This window comes from Paenibacillus tuaregi, from assembly GCF_900086655.1.
In the GTDB taxonomy this organism is placed as follows: Bacteria; Bacillota; Bacilli; order Paenibacillales; family Paenibacillaceae; genus Fontibacillus; species Fontibacillus tuaregi.
The window spans coordinates 5,020,131-5,038,741 of record NZ_LT575476.1 but is presented as its reverse complement, the minus strand read 5'-3'; the positions used below and the strand labels follow the sequence as shown (position 1 = coordinate 5,038,741).

Below are 18,611 nucleotides of genomic sequence, written 5' to 3'. Positions count from 1 at the left end.
TTCTGTGTGTACTGAAATTTTACATCATTTATTTTCATAGGTATAATGCATATATCGAATGTTCTACATTCCTATTGTCTATGGATGGGAGGGCTGTCTTCCAGTGGATATACGTCAGCTGCAATATCTGATTGAGGTTGCCAGACTGCGAAGCTTTACAAAAGCAGCGGAGTCGCTGTATATTACGCAGCCGACCATAAGCAAGACGATCCGCCAGATGGAGGAAGAGCTGGGGGTTGTTCTATTCGACCGGATTGGCAAGCGGATTGAATTGACCGATGCCGGGCAGATCATGGTGAATCAGGCTCAGAACATTGTCACCTCGTTCAATAATATGTCGGCAGAGCTGGACGATCTGCGCAACCTGAAGAAAGGGCATATCCGTATCGGGCTTCCCCCGATGGTGGGCGCAAGCTTCTTTCCGACAGTGATCGGGCAGTTCCATAAGAAATATCCCGACATCACCATTCAATTGTTCGAGGATGGAGCGAAGAAGGTGGAGGCAGATGTGGCCAGCGGCGCGCTGGATGTGGGCATTGCGGTGCTGCCTCTGAAGATGGAAGGCATCGAGTATTTCTCCTTTGTGGAAGAGAAGTTGAATCTGCTTGTTCATCCCACTCACCGGCTCTCCGGGTTGAAGGAGGCGCCGCTGATCGAGCTTGCCGGGGAATCCTTTGTGCTGTTCCGGGAGGATTTTGTACTCCATGACCGGATTATTGCGGAGTGTGTCCGCGTTGGATTTCAGCCGAGAGTGGTCTATGAAAGCTCCCAATGGGACTTGATCAGCGAGATGGTAGCAGCCAACCTGGGGATTGCGCTGCTGCCGGAGACGGTATGCCGGGAGGTGGACCCGTCCAGGGTCGCTATTCTTCCGCTCGTGAATCCGGTCATTCCGTGGAATTTGGGAATTATCTGGAGGGAGGACCGGTATTTGTCGTTTGCCGCCCGGGAATGGATTCGTTTTGCGGGAGAGGTCTTATCAGATGCAGGCCGGAAATAACAAGTAAGCGTGTGTAATCTCTGATATACTTAGGGTAGATTTTTGCCAATTCAAGCATGGGGAGGTTAGACAACATATGGCGATCAGCAGCCGTTTTTCTGTAGCAGTGCATATATTGTCCCTGCTGGATATAGAGAAGGAAGGCCGGATCACTTCCGATTACATTGCAGGCAGTGTGAATACGAACCCTGTAGTTATCCGCCGGATTATGAGCATGCTGAGCCGTGCAGGCCTGGTGACCACCTCGGCAGGTGTTGCCGGTGCGAAGCTTGCGCGTCCGCTGGAGCAGATAACCCTGCTCGATGTGTACCGTGCGGTACAGGTGGATATATCGGATGAGCTTTTCTCCATTCACAGCAATCCGAACCCGGATTGCCAGGTTGGGAGAAATATTCAAGACACCTTGGAGACGGCGTTCACCCGGGCTCAGAATGCGATGGAGCAGGAGCTTTCCTCAATAACGATGAATCAGGTCGTTTCCGATCTTGTCCGCAGGGCAGCCGCCAACTAGAAGGGGACTTTGTACAGACGCAAGTTTAGTCAGGACACCCGCTCAAGACGGGTGTTTTTTGTGTGGAAGCGGTTGTGATTTTAATGTAATATATTTCCTCACAGCGTATTCTATTTTTGTTTGGTTAAATTCCTTATAATAAGTGGATTAGATTATCCATCTTGGATCCAACTAACAAGAGAACAGGGGTATTTCATTTATGAGTGTAATGAGGAAGAAATCCATCACGTCGATGATGGAATTGAAAGACAAGGGTGGTACCTTGAAAAAAGAGCTGGGAGCATTTGATCTCACCATGCTTGGTATCGGCTGCGTGGTGGGCACCGGCATATTTGTTATGACCGGTGTCGCCGCAGCCCAGCACGCCGGACCGGCGCTGATCCTGTCCTTTATTATTGCGGGCCTGGTCTGTTCCTTCTGTGCCCTCTGTTATGCAGAGCTGGCCTCCATGGTACCGGTGTCCGGGAGTGCATACACCTACAGCTATGCCACATTCGGGGAGATTATTGCATGGATCCTGGGTTGGGATTTGATTCTGGAATACGGCTTTGCGGCCTCTATGGTCGCCAGCGGCTGGTCAGGGTATTTCCAGGGGCTGCTGTCGGGCTTTGGTATCAACCTGCCGCATGCGATAACAAGTGCATTTAATGCGGATAAGGGAACGCTTATTGACCTGCCCGCAGTGATTATCGCCCTGCTGCTGACGTTCCTGGTCTCCAGGGGAGCGAAGGAGTCAACCCGGATTAACACGATCATGGTTGTGCTTAAAATCGCGGTTATCGTGTTGTTCCTGGTTGTTGGTGTCTTCTATGTGAAGCCCGTGAACTGGACCCCGTTCATGCCGTTTGGCTTCGGCGGGGTCGTTACCGGAGCAGCTACCGCATTCATTGCGTATATCGGCTTTGATGTTGTGGCAACCGCTGCTGAGGAGGTTCGCAATCCGCAGAAGGACCTGCCAAGAGGCATCATTGCTTCCCTGATCGTGTGTGCGCTGCTGTACGTGCTGGTTACAGCTGTGCTGACGGGGATCGTGCCTTATCATTTGCTGGATGTTAAGAATCCGGTAGCCTTCGCTATTCAGTTCATTCATCAGAACTGGATTGCCGGGTTTATTTCACTGGGTGCTATTGTCGGTATTACTACCGTACTGTTCGTGCTGCTGTATGGTCAGACCCGTCTGGTATATGCCATGGGACGCGACGGCCTGCTTCCGAAACGTCTGTCCAAGCTGAATCCGAAGACAAAGGCACCTACGGTCAGCACCTGGGCAACCGGGATTGTTGTGGCCTTCTTCGCGGGAGTGCTGCCGCTGGACAGGCTGTCTGACCTCGTCAGTATCGGAACGCTGTTTGCCTTTGTGTCGGTAGCGATTGGGATTATTATTCTTCGGAAAACCCAGCCAAACCTGAAGCGCTCCTTCCGGGTTCCATGGGTTCCGGTGATTCCGCTTCTGGCCATTCTCTGCTGTGGTTATCTGTTGTTCAGTCTGCCGCTCGTAACCTGGGAGGCCTTCCTGGTGTGGATGGTGATTGGCCTGATTATTTACTTCAGCTACAGCGTACGAAGCAGCCGGCTTGCATCTGGGAATACAGAAGAGGAGTAGCGGAATCGTTCGTTTGATTGATGGCAAGTCGCAAAATGTTCTTACGACCGCTGCTGCTCTGGTTTCTTAAGGGCTGATGCCCTGCGTTTAAGTTGATCTTGTATACAGGACGGGCTTTTGTCTTTGATGACAGAGCCCGTTTTTAATTTTGCTGCCAAACATGATATTGATAATTTTGCCGCAGGAAGTATAGAAATGGCTCCGCATACAGAACTTAATGGTGTGTGAAGGATCAGATGACAGGTCTGACAATCAAGATGAAAATGTACAAGGGAGCATACACATGAAACGAATCTTCAGGTTGGTATTAGCGCTGTGTCTCGGCGCGGGGATCGGTTTGGCAGGATCGGCTCAACCCGTGTTGGCCGACGGACCCTTCCACTTTGGGTTTAAGAAGAGTGTGAACGGGAGTCTTCCGTCCATCAACGAGGAAGGCTTTAAGGACATAATTGATAAGAACGGGGCTATCTTCACAGGAGATACCAGGAAGAAAGATATCTACCTTACGTTTGATAACGGGTATGAGAACAAGGGGTATACCTCCATTATTTTGGACACTTTGAAGGCGAAGAAAGTGCCGGCGGCTTTTTTCATTACCGGCCATTATGTCAAGGACCAACCGGAGCTGGTTAAGCGCATGGCCGCAGAGGGGCATATTATCGGCAACCACTCATGGAGCCACCCGGACATGACCACGATCTCCAATGAGAAAATCAAAGAGGAGCTGGACAAGGTCAAGCAGGCGGTGACGGAGGTAACCGGTATTAAGGAGATGGTTTATCTGCGCCCGCCGAGAGGCATATTTGATGAGCGGACGCTGAGCGTTACCCGACAGTACGGGTACACGAATGTGTTCTGGTCTTTGGCATACAAGGACTGGGATGTGAATGACCAGAAGGGGGGCGCTTACGCCTTCAAGAAAGTGGTCAGCCAGCTTCATCCCGGAGCAGTGCTGCTGATTCACGCAATTTCCAAGGACAACACCGATGCGCTTGGGAACATCATTGATGAGGCGAGAAGACAGGGCTACACGTTCAAAAGCCTGAATGATCTGCCTGGCAAGGCCGATGCGGCCAAGCCGGACACGGTTAAGCCAGGTCAGCCGGGAGGTCAACCGGGAAAGAAGTGATCTTCCCCTAAATAAGCAAGCTATGGCGGGGATTTAAGCCAAAGTCTGCTTAAGAGTTGAACGACCCGCGGCCAAGCGCTAGTCGTCGCCTTTGGTTTTGGATTTCATTCACTGTTGATAATTCAAGAAATCCAAAACCAATAGCGAGGGGAGCGGGCGTTTGCTCTGAAGTCTTTACGAACACACACACCGATCTCCTAAACAAAATGAGGGGCTGCCTACTGGGGCGCCTCTTTTTTGTCATGGACTAGCGCTAGACAAGCTCTAAACTGAAAATTGACTTTGCTCAGAGGGCGGAATATAATTAGCTTTGCAATATAGTAGGTAACCTAAATATTAGCTAACTTAAATAACGATAAAGAAGGTGAAAATTTGAGTATTCATGATAATCCCAAAGCGCAGAGGCTGTTTGATGCCTTCAATCGTGCCCGCAAAGCGGACTGGCGCAGGCCTTCGGTAGGCGGATGCAAGCCGAGTGAAATGAGGCTGCTGTTCTACATCAAGAGGGGGATGAAGAATCATGAAGAAGGCTTCAGTGTGTCCGAGCTTAGCAGTGCCCTGGAAGTGACGTCGCCTACCGTAACCCAGCTGATTAACAGCCTTGAGGCTGAGGGCTTGGTGGAACGCAGAATGGACTCGAACGACCGCAGGGCCGTCCGGGTCAAGCTGACTCAGCAGGGAATGGACCTTACGGAGAAGGCGATGCAGGCGTTCTTCGGCCGGTTTATAGAGTTGTATGAATACTTGGGTGAGGAACAGAGTGAGCAGCTCTCGGAGCTGCTGGAGAAGGTAGGCCGTTTTCTGAGTGATTATCCGGGCCGGGAAGAAGAGAAGAAGGAATAGATTCAGGGCCCGTTCGGGAGAGGAGAGTTGTCCATGATCAAAGTTTTTCGTTATCTTAAGCCGTTCCGTATGCCGCTGATCTTTGTCGTTGTGCTGTTATTCCTGCAGTCGATGACTGAGCTGTATCTGCCCACCTTGATGGCGGATATTGTGGATAAAGGCGTGGCTCAGGGTGACACCAATTACATTTGGCGTATTGGCCTGTTTATGATCCTTGTTGCTTTTGGAGGTATTGCCGCCTCCATTGCTGCCAGTTATTTCTCATCCAAGGTTTCCTCCGGGTTCGGCAGGGACCTGCGCAGCAAGGTGTTTGGCCACGTCGAGCGCTTCTCTCTGGAGGAGTTCGACAAGCTTGGTACCGCATCGCTGATCACACGCACAACGAATGATATTACACAGCTGCAGCAGGTTCTGCTTATGATGATGCGCATGATGGTCAGCGCCCCCCTGCTTGCCATCGGGGGAATTATTATGGCGATGTCCAAGGACAAGACGTTATCCCTGGTTTTTGTTATCGTAATTCCCGTTCTGGTTGGTGCGATATTCCTCATCGCTGGCCGGGGAATTCCGCTCTTCAAATTGATTCAGAAAAGAATTGACCGTCTGAATTTGGTGCTTCGCGAAGGATTGACCGGAATCCGGGTTATCCGCTCCTTTAACCGGACTGAGCATGAAGCCAAACGGTTCGAGAAGGCGAACTTCGACTTAACTGAGACTTCCATTAAGGTAAATAAGATTATGGCTGCAATGATGCCAACTATGATGCTGGTGCTGAACGTTTCGTCTATCGCGATCATCTGGTACGGGGGTCTGCGGATCAATAACGGGAGCATGAATGTTGGTGATCTCATGGCGTTCCTGCAGTATGCGATGCAGATTATGTTCTCGTTCATCATGGTCTCGGTGATGTTCGTTATGATTCCAAGAGCTTCTGCTTCGGCAGCCCGTATCAATGAGGTGTTGGACACACAGCCAGTCATTAAGGATGCCGAACACGCGGAGAAGGCCTCAGAACAAAAAGGATATGTGGAGTTCCAGAATGTCAGCTTCAGCTATCCTGGCGCGGAACAGCCGGCTGTATCGGACATCAGCTTCAGCGCCAAGCCGGGGGAGGTTACGGCGATTATCGGAGGTACGGGGTCAGGGAAATCTACCTTGATCAGCCTAATCCCGCGCTTCTATGAAGCAGACAGCGGCGCTGTGCTTGTGGATGGTCAGGATGTGCGGAACCTGTCCCAAGCGGATCTTCGGGCCAAAATCGGCTTTGTGCCGCAGAAAGCTGTACTATTTACGGGGACGATTGCAGACAACATCAGATACGGGAATGAATCGGCATCGGATGAGGAGATCGAGCATGCGGCCCGCATTGCCCAGGCTGCGGATTTCATCGCAGAGATGGATAAGGGCTATGAGGCTGAAATTTCTCAAGGGGGCAACAATGTCTCCGGGGGCCAAAAGCAGCGCCTGTCTATTGCCAGAGCCTTGGTGCGGCGGCCGGAAATTTATATTTTTGACGACAGCTTCTCGGCGCTTGATTTCAAGACCGATGCGAAGCTGAGGGCTGCCCTGAAGGAGGAGACCCGGGAATCCACCGTTATTATTGTGGCCCAACGGGTCAGCACGGTGAAGGATGCCGACCGGATCATTGTCATGGATGAGAGCCGTATAGCGGGCATAGGCACACACCGCGAGCTGCTGGAGACCAGTGAAGTATACCGGGAGATCGTGTACTCCCAGCTGTCAGAGGAGGAGATCGCATGAGTGAGCAGCAAAGATCGAGACCTGCGGGCGGAGGATTCGGCAGAGGCCATGGACCTGGAGGGCCGGGCATGGTTATGCCAGGGGAGAAGGCCAAGGATTTCAAAGGAACTTTAAGAAGGCTCCTCAGCTACCTGAGACCTCACCGGGGCCAGATTCTCGCCGTGATCGGCATGGCGGTGCTGAGTACGATATTCAGCATTGTGAGTCCGAAGATCATGGGTAAAGCCACGACCGAACTGCTTAATGGGATTATTGGCCGGATGCGCGGCGTACCTGGTGCGCATATCGATTTCGATTACATCTGGCAGATTGTTATGCTGCTCCTGGGGCTGTATGTGATCAGCTCCCTGTTCACTTATGTTATGCAGTTGTTGATGGCAGGGGTGGCGCAGAAGACCGTATACGACCTGCGCCGCGATGTGAACGACAAGCTGGGCAGACTGCCGCTCAAGTATTTCGATTCCCGCACGAATGGGGAGATTCTCAGCCGGGCCGTCAATGATGTGGACAACATCAGCACCACGCTTCAGCAGAGCTTGACTCAGCTGATTACAGCGGTGCTGACGATTATTGGGGTCATCGTCATGATGCTGACGATCAGTCCGCTGCTGACATTGATCGCACTGGTTACACTGCCGGTCAGTTTTCTGGCCATCAAGAAGATCAGCGGCCGGTCTCAAGGGCATTTTATCGGCCAGCAGCGCAATCTGGGGGAACTGAACGGACATGTGGAAGAGATGTACACCGGACACCGGATTATCAAGGCGTTTGGGCGTGAAGAGAAGTCCATCCAGAAGTTTGACCAGATTAACGACAAGCTGTATGACTCCGCCTGGAAAGCCCAGTTCATATCAGGTCTGATTATGCCAATCATGAGCTTTATCGGGAACCTTGGTTATGTTCTGATCAGCGTAATTGGAGGCCTGCTGGTGACCAAGAGATCGATGGAGATCGGGGATATCCAGGCATTCATTCAATACGTGCGCCAGTTCACCATGCCTATCACCCAGACTGCGAATATCGCTAACATTATCCAATCCACGGTAGCCTCTGCTGAGCGGGTGTTCGAACTGCTTGATGAAGAGGAAGAGGTACCGGAAGCTGCGAAGCCGGCTGAACTGGCTGACGTGCGCGGAGATGTGGCGTTTGAGCATGTGAGCTTTGGATATGGGGAGAACATGCTGATTGAGGACATGAACATCGATGTAAAAATGGGACAGACGATTGCCATCGTTGGTCCGACAGGCGCCGGTAAGACTACGCTGATCAATCTGCTCATGCGTTTTTACGAGGTGAACGAGGGCAGAATCACCGTGGATGGTGTGAACATTACCGACTTTAAACGGGGAAGTCTGCGGAACATGTTTGGTATGGTGCTTCAGGATACCTGGCTGTTCAACGGTACGATCCGGGACAATATCGCCTACGGACGGATTGGAGCTACGGAAGAGGAGGTTGTGGCGGCAGCGAAGACTGCCCATGCGGATCATTTTATCCGTACCCTGCCGGACGGTTATGATACGGTCCTCAATGAGGAAGCCTCGAACATCTCCCAAGGTCAAAAGCAGCTGCTGACCATAGCCCGGGCGATTCTTGCCGATCCATCGATTCTGATCCTGGATGAAGCGACGAGCAGTGTGGACACCCGTACAGAGGTGCTGATTCAGAAAGCGATGAACGAACTGATGAAGAACAGAACAAGCTTTGTGATTGCCCACCGGCTCTCGACCATCCGGGATGCGAGTTTGATCCTGGTCATGAATCACGGACAAGTGATCGAGAAGGGTACCCATGAAGAGCTGCTGGAGAAGGGCGGCTTCTATGCGGACCTGTATAACAGCCAATTTTCGAACGGTGCAGCACAGGAGATTGCAGGATAAGCTGTATCTATAAATTTTGACGTGAGTGCTATAAAAAAATGAACTTTAGAATTAACCGATCACAGCTTCGATCCCGAGTGATTCTGAAGAAGCGGAGCGTCCGCCTTTGTCTCCGAAATGCCCCTACTTAGATATCTAGTTCAAGGATTTCGGAGACAACAGGGGTCGTAAAGAACACTCGGCATCGCAGCACCCCAAAAGGTAACCTTCATAAGTTCATTTCATATAGTTACACTGAAAAAGCCTTTTGTCTTTCGCTTGACGCGGAGCAAAGGCTCTTTTTGTATGAAAATTTAAATTCCTGTGAATTATTGTCACTTGGGTTGCTTACCTGACCCGTGGGTATATATAATATGACTTGAAAATGACCCGTGGGTCATTTAGGGCTAGGTAATGATTCATCCATCATATTGATTGAATATTAGGAGGAAACCAAGTGAACCAGGAGAAGAAGGGATTTGGCGCATGGGTATCTGGCCGCAGCGGCAAGTGGGTTATGCTGGGCATCTGGGTGCTGATTGCCGGACTGCTTAACTTGTTGTGGCCAGGTGTGAACAAGGAGACAATTAACAATTCTCCGAATCTGGCTGAAAGCAAGTCATCAGTTCAGGCAGAAGCTGTTGCCGCACGTGAATTTCCGAATGGCAAGGGACTGCCTGCCCTGATTGTGTGGCATCGGGAGGGAGGACTGAAGGATGAGGACCTTCTGCATATTCAGAAGTTAACAGAGCAGGCTGAAGGGTCTCCCCTGCCGGAGCAGTCTTTTGTCGTGCCGCTGCACAAAGCGCCCCTGCCTGCATTAAAGGCTCAGTTGTCCAAGGACGGAAGCACGCTGGCTGCCCCGATCTTGTTTAATGCTTCTGCAGAGACGGATGAGCTGAAGGAGAGTCTGGAGCAGTTCAAGAGCCGGGCGGCGTCCGAATTCGGTAGCGATCCTTTTGCCGAGGAGAATACCGCGGGCGGGGAGATGACAGCCAGAGTGACTGGGCCAGTCGGTATCTCGATAGATGCTACAGGTTTGTTCAAGAATGCGGACTTCTCGCTGCTTATGTCTACGGTTGTGCTTGTGCTTGTCATTCTGCTGCTGATCTACCGCTCGCCGATTCTGGCACTGATTCCCTTGATTGCCGTAGGCTTCGCCTATGGGGTGGTAAGCCCTATCCTCGGAATAATGGCTCATAAGGGCTGGATTGTCGCGGATTCGCAATCGATCTCGATCATGACGGTGCTGCTGTTTGGGGCGGGAACGGATTACTGCTTGTTCCTGATCTCCCGTTTCCGCCAACTGCTGCATGAGGAAGGCAGCAAGGGAAAAGCCCTCAAGCGGGCAATCACAGGTTCATCTGGAGCCATTGCCATGAGTGGCTTTACTGTAGTTCTGTCCTTGTTTGCTCTGCTGCTCGCCGAGTATGGAGCTTATCACCGGTTCGCAGTGCCCTTCAGTATTTCAATTCTTATTATGTTTATTGCAAGCCTTACGCTGGTTCCTGCTCTATTGGCGATCTTCGGCAGAGCCTCCTTCTGGCCGTTTGTCCCCCGCACACCGGAGATGGAGCAGGAGCGTGCCCTTGCGAAGGCCAGACCTGTCCGTGAACCCCGGCAGAGCCGGATGCGTATTGGGAGCGTCGTTGTTCAGAGGCCTTGGGTTGTTATGCTGGTTACCGTCCTCGTTCTGGGAGTTCTTGCTTCGTTCTCATCCCAGATCAGGTATACGTATGATCTTTTGTCGTCATTTCCGAAGAACATGGCTTCCCGCGAAGGCTTTGATCTTATTGGACAGCAGTTCTCCAAGGGAGAGCTGGCTCCCGTTAAGCTGATGGTTGATACCCAGGGCCAGGCAACCGACCTTGAGGGCAAGCTCGCCCAACTGGATTATGTGGATCAGGTTGGCATGCCGCAGAAGGGTAAGATGAACCCGAACATTCTTAGTTATGACCTTCAGCTGAAGATGAATCCTTACTCGATGGAAGCGATGAACCATATCCCAGATCTGCGGGCAATGGCGGAACAGTCGCTTGCCAGTTCGGGTGTATCCTCCCCGGATCAGGCGGTCTGGATCAGCGGGGCCACGGCAGCCCAGTACGACACCAAGGTCACGGGCGACCGGGACACCCGGATCATTATCCCGGTTGTAATCGGCTTGATCACGCTGCTGCTGCTCATCTACCTGCGTTCGGTAGTGGCTACCGTGTACCTGGTGCTTACCGTAATTCTGTCCTATTTCTCGGCACTCGGCCTCGGTTGGGTTATCCTGCACTATGGATTGGGGGCTGAAGCGATTCAGGGCGCCATTCCGCTGTACTCCTTCGTCTTCCTGGTGGCGTTGGGTGAAGACTATAACATCTTTATGATCTCTAGCATCTGGGAGAAAAGAAAGCATATGCCGCTTAAACAGGCCGTCAAAGAAGGTGTAAGTGAGACGGGGGCTGTAATCACTTCGGCGGGCATTATTCTGGCCGGCACCTTCGCCGTCCTTGCCAGCCTGCCGATTCAGGTGCTTGTGCACTTTGGCATCATCACAGCCGTAGGCGTGCTGCTCGATACCTTTATTGTCCGTCCATTCCTCGTACCGGCAATTACTGTCCTGCTTGGCCGCTGGGCTTTCTGGCCGGGCAAGCATGAAGTGGTGAAGGAGAGACCGGTAAGTGCGGATATGTAGTTGAGATCGGCACAGGCCCGCTTAAAAAAAAGGAGCTGTTCCCATAGGCAGATATATCTGCTGAGGGGAACAGCTCCTTTTTCAAGTGATTCGAGGTGATGCAAGAGCGGACGAGCCTTTGTTATGCAGCGCCAAACTGCCACGTTGAGAGCTGTGCGCGGTGAGAATCGCCAGATTAAAGCAAGCGACCAGCAGCGGTAGTCCGGCAGGAACTGTACTTCCGCTTCCATATCTTCCAAGCACTACAGCAGCGGAGGCAGCGGAATCGTCCTGAAGAAGCGAAGCGTTCGCCTTTGCTCCCGGATTCCCACCCTGAAGCTACAATACAAGGAATCTGGGAGCAACAGTGATCGGAAGATGATCCGCAGGCGTAGCGGCGGACTGTGACGTACATTGGCCACACCCGTAATGGTGGCTGTGACGTGCAGTGGCCGCAGCTGTAATGGTTGGTGGCTGTGGCACATATGACCTGATCGCTACTCGACTTGACCCGCGGTACGATAAAGCCAGTTACTTCGCGATCAAATACACACCTACAAGAATAACAGCCACACCAATAATTTTGGTTACGGTGATCACTTCACCGAAGATGAAGTAGGCTGCGACCATCGCGAAGACATAAGCCAGGCTCTGCATTGGATATGCAACTGTGAGCGGCAGGCGGTTCAACACCGCGAACCACAGCAGTGTTGCGATCCCGTACAGGGCTAGTCCCCCGATGATTGTCGGGGAGAAGACCAGCTTGACCCACTGCCCGGCTCCGGAGAGACCACCGTTCTTCTGCAGTCCAATCTTGAACAGAATTTGTCCCGTTACAAGCAGCAGAATGTTGGCGAGCAGGTAGGCGTAACTAATCATCTTGTCCATGACGGGACTCCTTTTCTTTGCGGATCGTGAGCTCCTGGGTTAACCGGAGCACCTGGTTGGACAGCTTGGTCACCACCAGTGTCAGGTGGAGAATGAAGGCGAAGCAGAAGAGCAGCCCGAACAGGAATAACATCGCTGGCGCATATTTGACACCGAGCCAGGAAGCAATCGTCTCAATGAACTTGACGTTAAGCGAAATAATAAAGAGCAGGACTCCGAACAAAATCCAGAGAAGGGAGTACTGTTCCTTTAACTTCTGATGGCGGACAAGCTCAAGAACGATCGCCAGGAACAAGAACGACAGGATTACGGATAGAAAATAGATGGTCATCCCACCTCACCGGCTTTCGTCGTTTTATCGTAGCGGACTGCGCTCATCAGGACAGAGAGGGTAACCTTGAGCATGTAATAGACGGACTTAATTGGAGTAATGGAAGATTTACCGGTCTCTCTGGAACGCATCTCTGTGGATACCTCGGTAATTCGGCAGCCTTTGCGTTTCAAATAAACGATCGATTCAACTTCCGGATAATCCATTGGATAATACTCGGCGTACAGGTTAATAACTTTGCGGCCCGCTGCGCGGAAGCCGCTGGTCGTGTCGGTAAATTTCTGACGGGTGACCAGAGTCACCAGCTTCGAGAAGAAGATAATCCCGACCCGCCGCATGCTTGATGAGCGGTAAGAGGTTTCTTCCACAAAACGGGAGCCAATCACGAGATCATAATCCGAAGCTTTGGCGATCAGCTTGGGAAGTTCCTCAGCAGGGTGCTGGCCATCCGCATCCATCTGAATCGCCACATCGTAGCCGTTGTTGCGTGCATACATGTAGCCGGTCTGCATGCCGCCCCCGATTCCCACATTAAAAGGCATAGTCAGCACATGAGCTCCCGCTTCAAGCGCCAGTGCCTCGGTATTATCCGTCGACCCGTCGTTGACAACGACAATATCGGCATCTGGCGCGTGCTTGTTGATATCGCGGATAACCCGCACGATGCTGCCTTCTTCGTTATATGCCGGAATAATGATGAGTGTCTTCATCGGATGCCTGTTCCTCCCTGGTTTGCGTTAAGCAATGGTTCATTTTTTCTAATGGACAACAATCGGTCAATCAAGTAAGCTGCGAACAAGAATAAAATGATTTCGTTAGGATACCCATAACGGTTAAAAGCCACAAATGGCTGATAGATCAAAGTGAAATAAGCAAGCGTCAGCAGCAGCGGGGCCATTCTCCGCATCGGGTGTTTGATCAGCGCCCACACTAGTCCAAGTATGCTTACCACGATCATAATTATTTGAAGCACGTTCATGACCGGACGGGTCACAGGCCAGAAAGGTCTGGAATAGAACGGATGGCTGTAAAGCTCGACCCATCTGCCAATGGTATACCAGTAAGTATACTTCAGAGGCTCATGCATGAAGCCGTACTTGACGATATCAAGTCCCTTGGTTACCGCACTGCTGTCGGCTCCCTGGAATATCGTCTTCGGATCATACTCCGGGTGTTCAACGAAGAAACCGGCTGGCGGCAGTGCTCCGTGAATTCGCGTTCCCAGCAGGAACGGGCTGCCCCCCGAATTCGTGAACAGAATGAACTTGTCGAAAGTTACCATGTTGCGGATCCACCAAGGCAGAAGGCATACAATATACACAGCGGCCATGGCCCCAACATAACGGGCCATCTCTTTCCAGCCAATTTTCTGCTTCCACCATAGAATAAGGAAGATCGCCGGATACAGGGTCGCATGCGGTTTGAAGTAAGCCGCGACAGCGACCAGAAGTCCAATAAGCACATACCAGATAGTTTTTCGCTTGTCCAATGCCACAAAAGCGAGGCAGATGAGCAGCAGCTGAATCGTGCGGAAGGTCGTCTCGGACAGGATGCTGCCTGAGGAGTAGTAATCCGGCGGGTAGAGCACACAGATCACTGCCGTGATCAGGGCCACCCGGGTATTGAAAACCCGGCGTCCGATAATGAAGATCAGATAGACCGAGAAGGCCTGCATCACACATTGCAGAATCCGGAAGGCGTTGATGCCGACATCGTCCTGTCCGAATATAGCCATCACACCGGCCAGCAGGAACGGCATGCCAGGCATGATAAACGCAGAAGGCTGTTCGCCCGAGTTGTAGGCCAGAATACCCTGATTAAGCAGCAGTCTCGCACTATGAATGTACTTAACATCATCATTGTTGCGCTTCACTAGATCCCCAAGCAGAAAATAGTTATTATAGGTTAACACAATAATGCAGGACAGGATAAGCACGATCGCGATACACACCGCAAGAAACCGTTTTGCGGGACGGCTGACCTCGGTTAAAGAAAACAATTTGGTTTCAACCCCACTCTATTTAATCTGGAAATTACAGGATTTACCTAGCATTAGCCCATTGTCCATGTTATCTCATATTCCGTGAAAGTTCCATGCTTATATTTCAAACGTTTCACATTTGTAAAAAGTTACTGCCGGGTTGTTCCAGCTGCCCGATCTCCCGAAATGAATATCCAGTGTTCCAGGTTGTCTGATCCATCCACGGCCCCACAGTTGATGGCCTCCCAGAGATAGAGGCCTGCGATGGCCCCGTATGGGGTCCAAAGATGCGAGATTTGCTCCAGATATTTCTTGTCTTTACGCTCTTCAAGACCGTGCAGCCACCGGGCCGCACGCTGCAGCCCCGCATCCCCATTCGAGACCACATCATACCGGCCCATGGCGAAGATCAGAAACATCTCCGCCGTCCAGCGGCCGATGCCTTTCACAGCGGTAAGGGCCTGAATAATCTCTTCATTTGTCAGAGAAGGGAAGAGGTTGAAATCCAGCTGGCCTGCAAGAATCCGGCTGCACAGGTCGCGCAGGTATACAACCTTGGCTGCGGACAAGCCGGCCGTCCGTAAAGCCTCATCCTCCTGCTGGTGGATGGCCTCAGGGGTGAAGGCGCCTGTTACTTCCAGCACACGGCCGCGAATCGTTGCAGCCGCTTTAACAGAGATCTGCTGGCTGATAATGGATCTGACTAGAGAGACAAAAGGGTCGCTTTCAATCCGGATCTCAAGGTCGCCGATGAACCGGATTAATAGCCCCATTCTGGGATCGGCAGAGCTGAGGGCCAGCGCCCGGGGATCGGTAATTTCGAACTTCATAGAAACCTCCTCAGGAGCATAAATTCAGGAAACCGGCTCCTCTAGGAAGAGGAGTCGGTTAACAAGAAGTATTTCTCATACAATTCATCCAGACGGCAGGTTAATTGATCGCGTTCAAGCTGCAGCTCAACCAATCGCTGGGCATCAAGTACAGCTTCCGGCTCCTGCATAGCCTCATCTATCTCCGCTACCCTCGACTCTTCCGCTGAGATGGTCTGTTCCAGCTTGAGCAGGGAAGAGGGGGTTGCGGCCGGCTTACAGATCTGCGTGCCAGCTTCCCGGTCAATCCTGTTATCTTCCATAATAACAGGATTCGCGTTCCGCTCAAGACTGGTGTTGCCCGCCTTCCTATTCACAGCCTCCTGGGCCAGTGCTGTAGAGGACGGGGCTGCCACTGCCGTATCCTTGTGAGCCTGCAGTTTCTCCTGCTCGGACCGGAAATCATCGTAATTTCCGATATAGGCATGCAGGGTACCCTGCTCCAAGGACCATACCCGGTCCGCGATCCGGTTGATGAAGTACCGGTCATGAGATACCGCAAGGACGGAGCCTGGATATTCTTCGAGCGCCTCCTCCAAGGCCTCCCGCGAATCAATGTCCAGATGGTTCGTCGGCTCATCCAGAATAAGGAGATTCGGTCTGCGGTGCATCAGAACCGCAAGCCGCAGCCTCGTCCACTCCCCTCCGGACAGGTTGCGGACTTGCTTGAACACATCCGCCCCGTAGAACAGGAAGCGGGCCAGCTGACCGCGGGCCTCTCCAGCCTCCATCGCCGCCTCATCCTGGAAATAACGCAGTACGGTCTGTTCTGCTTCTTGCGGAGCTGACTCCTGGGGAAGATACCCGGTCTCCACACGGGAGCCAATGGTGATCTCTCCGCTGTCTACCTTCTCAAGCCCCAGTATGCTTTTGAGGAGCGTGGTCTTGCCGGAGCCGTTTCCGCCGATCAGAGCGGCAGACTCGCCGTATTGAAGCGTCTGGTTCACGCCGCTGTAGAGAGCCCGGTCTCCAAACTGCTTGGAGACATCTTTGAGCACAAGGGCCAACTTGCCGGAGCGGTCCTGCTGCTGAAGCTCAAGGCCAATCTTCTTCCGTTCGAGGACAGGCCGCTTCAGCTTGGTCATCCGGTCCAGCGCCTTCTGCATGCTAGCGGCCCGCCGGTGGAAGCTCGGGTTCGGTGGAACGGACCGGTTTCCCCATTCAATCAGACGTTTAATTGACTCTTCCATCTTCTTGATCTTCTTCTGCTGTTCCTGGTAATCCGCGAACTGCTGAAGGAGCAGCGCTTCCTTCTCCTGCTTGTACTGGCTGTAGCTGCAGTGGTAAGTGAAGGCTTCACCGTCTTCAAGCTCGATGATCTTACGGGCAACCGCATCAAGGAAGTAGCGGTCATGGGAGATCACCACCACCGTTCCGCTGTATTCCCGCAGGAAGCCCTCCAGCCACTGAATGGCTGCCATATCCAGATGGTTTGTCGGTTCGTCCAGCAGCAGAAGATCAGGCTGCTTCAGCAGGATCACGGCGAGACCGATCTTCGTCTTCTCTCCACCGGAGAGTGAAGAGAAGGGGCGGCTGAACTGCTCTGCCGCGATGCCCAGACCAGCTGCCACGCGGTCCACATTTGCTTCCATCTCGTACCCGCCGCCCCGCTCGAACTGTTCCTGCAGCTGGCCGTAGCGGGCGAGCAGCCGCTCAAGTTCCCTCCCGGGAGAGTCTGAGCCTGCCGAGGCCATATCAGCCTCCATCCGCGCCATCTCATCCTGGAGGGCCAGCAGGTCATCATAAGCGCTAAGCAGGACCTCACGTACCGACTTGGTGCTGCCGTAATCCGGGATTTGGCTTAGAAGCCCGATCCGGGCCCCCTTCTTCACGGCAAGCAGCCCCTGATCCGGCCGTTCGCTGCCGCTGAATAGTCGCATCAGTGTGGTCTTGCCGCTGCCGTTTTGACCGATAAGACCTACCTTGTCGCGGTTTTTAATTTCCAGAGTAACTTGGCTGAGCACCAGCTCGGCACCGTAATATTTTTGAATGTTTTGACATTGAATCATCATAAGGGTACGCTCCTTCGGCGAAGCCATGCTCCCGTAACCGAAAGAAAGGGTTGCAGGAAATCCCTGCAACCCTCTTCACGCGTGATTCTATCCGTGAGATTAAGGTAGGAGCGGCATTTCGCATCGTAATAGGTTAATTGAATTACCGAAAATGGACAGACTTCTCCCGTTGTCGGCAAATTCATGAACGATGCCAGACAATGCCAATGGCAGCTGGCTCAGTTTACTCCATACCCGATTGCGATCCACTCGTACCTCACCTCCTGATTACATAGTTAATTTATATTTTATCCGAAAAGTGGAAGTGTTTCAAGATTCTATTCCCTGGCCAACAGGCAGCTTACCCGACACAAAATCAAGAAATGCGCTATTGAACTTGTCGAGCTCGTCATAGAAGACCCCATGACCACTCGCCCGGAAACGGTATAACATCGAGCCCGGAATATTCCGCTGCAGGGCCTCGGCAGACTGGACAGGAACAATCCGGTCCTGCTCCCCGTGAAAGATTGCCGTAGGGACGCGGATATGAGGCAGATCCCCGCCCAGATCCTCATCCCGCAGGGAGAAGGACGTATTGATTGTCCCGTGGCCGGAAGCTTCAAGCCCCATCCTCAGGAACCATTCCTCGAATTCCGGACTGAGTCTGGTGGCGAAGAATTTGCGTCCAAATTCCTTCAACAGTTTGGGGCGGTCTGTATACAGCTGCATGATCTGCCGGTTGATCTCCTCTTTGGTCTGGCCGAAGGGGTAGCCTTTCTGTTTCGTAAAAGACGGGGCAGCCGCGGCAAGCAGGGCCAGCCTGCTGACCCCGTGCCCCCGGTGTCTCGACATGTACCTGATGGCTACGGCTCCCCCAACGGAGAAGCCGGCTAATGTGATATAGCGGAGTCCCATGGCATCGATAATGACCCGGATGTCGTCGGCCAGGCGGTTATAGTTGTACCCTTGCCAAGGGTGGTCTGAGCGGCCGAATCCCCGCAGATCGAGGCTGATGCAGCGGAAGCCGTATTTCGGCAGTTGATCGAGCTGGTATTCGAACATGTGATGATTGAGGGGCCAGCCGTGAATGAACAGAACGGTACGGTCGCCCCCGGGGTTAAGATCCTCCACGTAAATACGGACGCCAGGCTCGGTCTCGATATAGATCATGCTCTTCTTCGCCTCC

The 18,611-nt window shown here is 52.5% G+C and carries 15 protein-coding genes; 8 read left to right on the top strand and 7 right to left on the bottom strand.

Going from position 1 to position 18,611, the window contains the following annotated elements; translation table 11 throughout:
* The first annotated feature begins 103 nt into the window (after positions 1-103).
* The 8 genes from cidR (at position 104) to BN6628_RS22600 (ending at position 11,386) form a co-directional block, all read left to right on the top strand.
* The gene (cidR, locus tag BN6628_RS22635) at positions 104-1,000 is read left to right on the top strand and encodes a cidABC operon transcriptional activator CidR (protein WP_187386151.1); all 897 of its coding nucleotides are present in this window, start codon (positions 104-106) and stop codon (positions 998-1,000) included.
* A gap of 76 nt (positions 1,001-1,076) precedes the next feature.
* Positions 1,077-1,511, top strand: a complete 435-nt coding sequence (locus tag BN6628_RS22630) for an Rrf2 family transcriptional regulator (protein ID WP_068620804.1) — start codon at positions 1,077-1,079, stop codon at positions 1,509-1,511.
* A 199-nt stretch (positions 1,512-1,710) separates the two neighbouring features.
* Positions 1,711-3,114: a branched-chain amino acid transporter BcaP gene (locus BN6628_RS22625; RefSeq protein ID WP_068620803.1), complete on the top strand. Its 1,404-nt coding sequence runs from the start codon at positions 1,711-1,713 to the stop codon at positions 3,112-3,114.
* A 283-nt stretch (positions 3,115-3,397) separates the two neighbouring features.
* Positions 3,398-4,243 carry a delta-lactam-biosynthetic de-N-acetylase gene (gene pdaA, locus BN6628_RS22620; protein ID WP_082927025.1) on the top strand — a complete coding sequence of 282 codons (846 nt, stop codon included), beginning with the start codon at positions 3,398-3,400 and terminating at the stop codon, positions 4,241-4,243.
* Between the two features lie 372 nt (positions 4,244-4,615).
* A complete protein-coding gene (locus BN6628_RS22615) occupies positions 4,616-5,086 on the top strand; it encodes a MarR family winged helix-turn-helix transcriptional regulator (RefSeq protein ID WP_068620801.1) in 471 nt (156 codons plus the stop codon).
* A 33-nt stretch (positions 5,087-5,119) separates the two neighbouring features.
* Complete coding sequence (locus BN6628_RS22610; RefSeq protein ID WP_068620799.1) at positions 5,120-6,847, top strand: ABC transporter ATP-binding protein; 1,728 nt, start codon at positions 5,120-5,122, stop codon at positions 6,845-6,847.
* Entirely contained in the window at positions 6,844-8,727 is a 1,884-nt protein-coding gene (locus BN6628_RS22605) for an ABC transporter ATP-binding protein (protein WP_068620797.1), read from the top strand. The genes BN6628_RS22610 and BN6628_RS22605 overlap by 4 nt, the downstream gene beginning before the upstream one ends.
* A gap of 496 nt (positions 8,728-9,223) precedes the next feature.
* Positions 9,224-11,386: an MMPL family transporter gene (locus BN6628_RS22600; RefSeq protein ID WP_068622569.1), complete on the top strand. Its 2,163-nt coding sequence runs from the start codon at positions 9,224-9,226 to the stop codon at positions 11,384-11,386.
* Positions 11,387-11,896: 510 nt separating this feature from the next.
* On the opposite strand, the gene BN6628_RS22595 is transcribed toward BN6628_RS22600, so the two are convergent.
* From BN6628_RS22595 to BN6628_RS22565, 7 genes are all read right to left on the bottom strand, one after another.
* Positions 11,897-12,253: an EamA family transporter gene (locus tag BN6628_RS22595; RefSeq protein WP_068620795.1), complete on the bottom strand. Its 357-nt coding sequence runs from the start codon at positions 12,251-12,253 to the stop codon at positions 11,897-11,899.
* Positions 12,237-12,584 carry a DUF2304 domain-containing protein gene (locus BN6628_RS22590; RefSeq protein WP_068620793.1) on the bottom strand — a complete coding sequence of 116 codons (348 nt, stop codon included), beginning with the start codon at positions 12,582-12,584 and terminating at the stop codon, positions 12,237-12,239. The genes BN6628_RS22595 and BN6628_RS22590 overlap by 17 nt, the downstream gene beginning before the upstream one ends.
* Positions 12,581-13,294 carry a glycosyltransferase family 2 protein gene (locus tag BN6628_RS22585; RefSeq protein WP_068620791.1) on the bottom strand — a complete coding sequence of 238 codons (714 nt, stop codon included), beginning with the start codon at positions 13,292-13,294 and terminating at the stop codon, positions 12,581-12,583. Before BN6628_RS22585 ends, BN6628_RS22590 begins: the two co-directional genes overlap by 4 nt.
* On the bottom strand, positions 13,291-14,583 hold the full coding sequence (locus tag BN6628_RS22580) for an ArnT family glycosyltransferase (RefSeq protein WP_068620789.1): 1,293 nt from the start codon (positions 14,581-14,583) through the stop codon (positions 13,291-13,293). The genes BN6628_RS22585 and BN6628_RS22580 overlap by 4 nt, the downstream gene beginning before the upstream one ends.
* Before the next feature lie 131 nt (positions 14,584-14,714).
* Positions 14,715-15,395 carry a DNA-3-methyladenine glycosylase family protein gene (locus tag BN6628_RS22575; protein WP_068620787.1) on the bottom strand — a complete coding sequence of 227 codons (681 nt, stop codon included), beginning with the start codon at positions 15,393-15,395 and terminating at the stop codon, positions 14,715-14,717.
* 41 nt (positions 15,396-15,436) lie between these two features.
* A complete protein-coding gene (gene abc-f, locus BN6628_RS22570) occupies positions 15,437-17,446 on the bottom strand; it encodes a ribosomal protection-like ABC-F family protein (protein ID WP_068620784.1) in 2,010 nt (669 codons plus the stop codon).
* Positions 17,447-17,755: 309 nt separating this feature from the next.
* Positions 17,756-18,595, bottom strand: coding sequence for an alpha/beta fold hydrolase (locus tag BN6628_RS22565; RefSeq protein WP_068620783.1), 840 nt, complete (start codon positions 18,593-18,595; stop codon positions 17,756-17,758).
* Positions 18,596-18,611 lie beyond the last annotated feature (16 nt).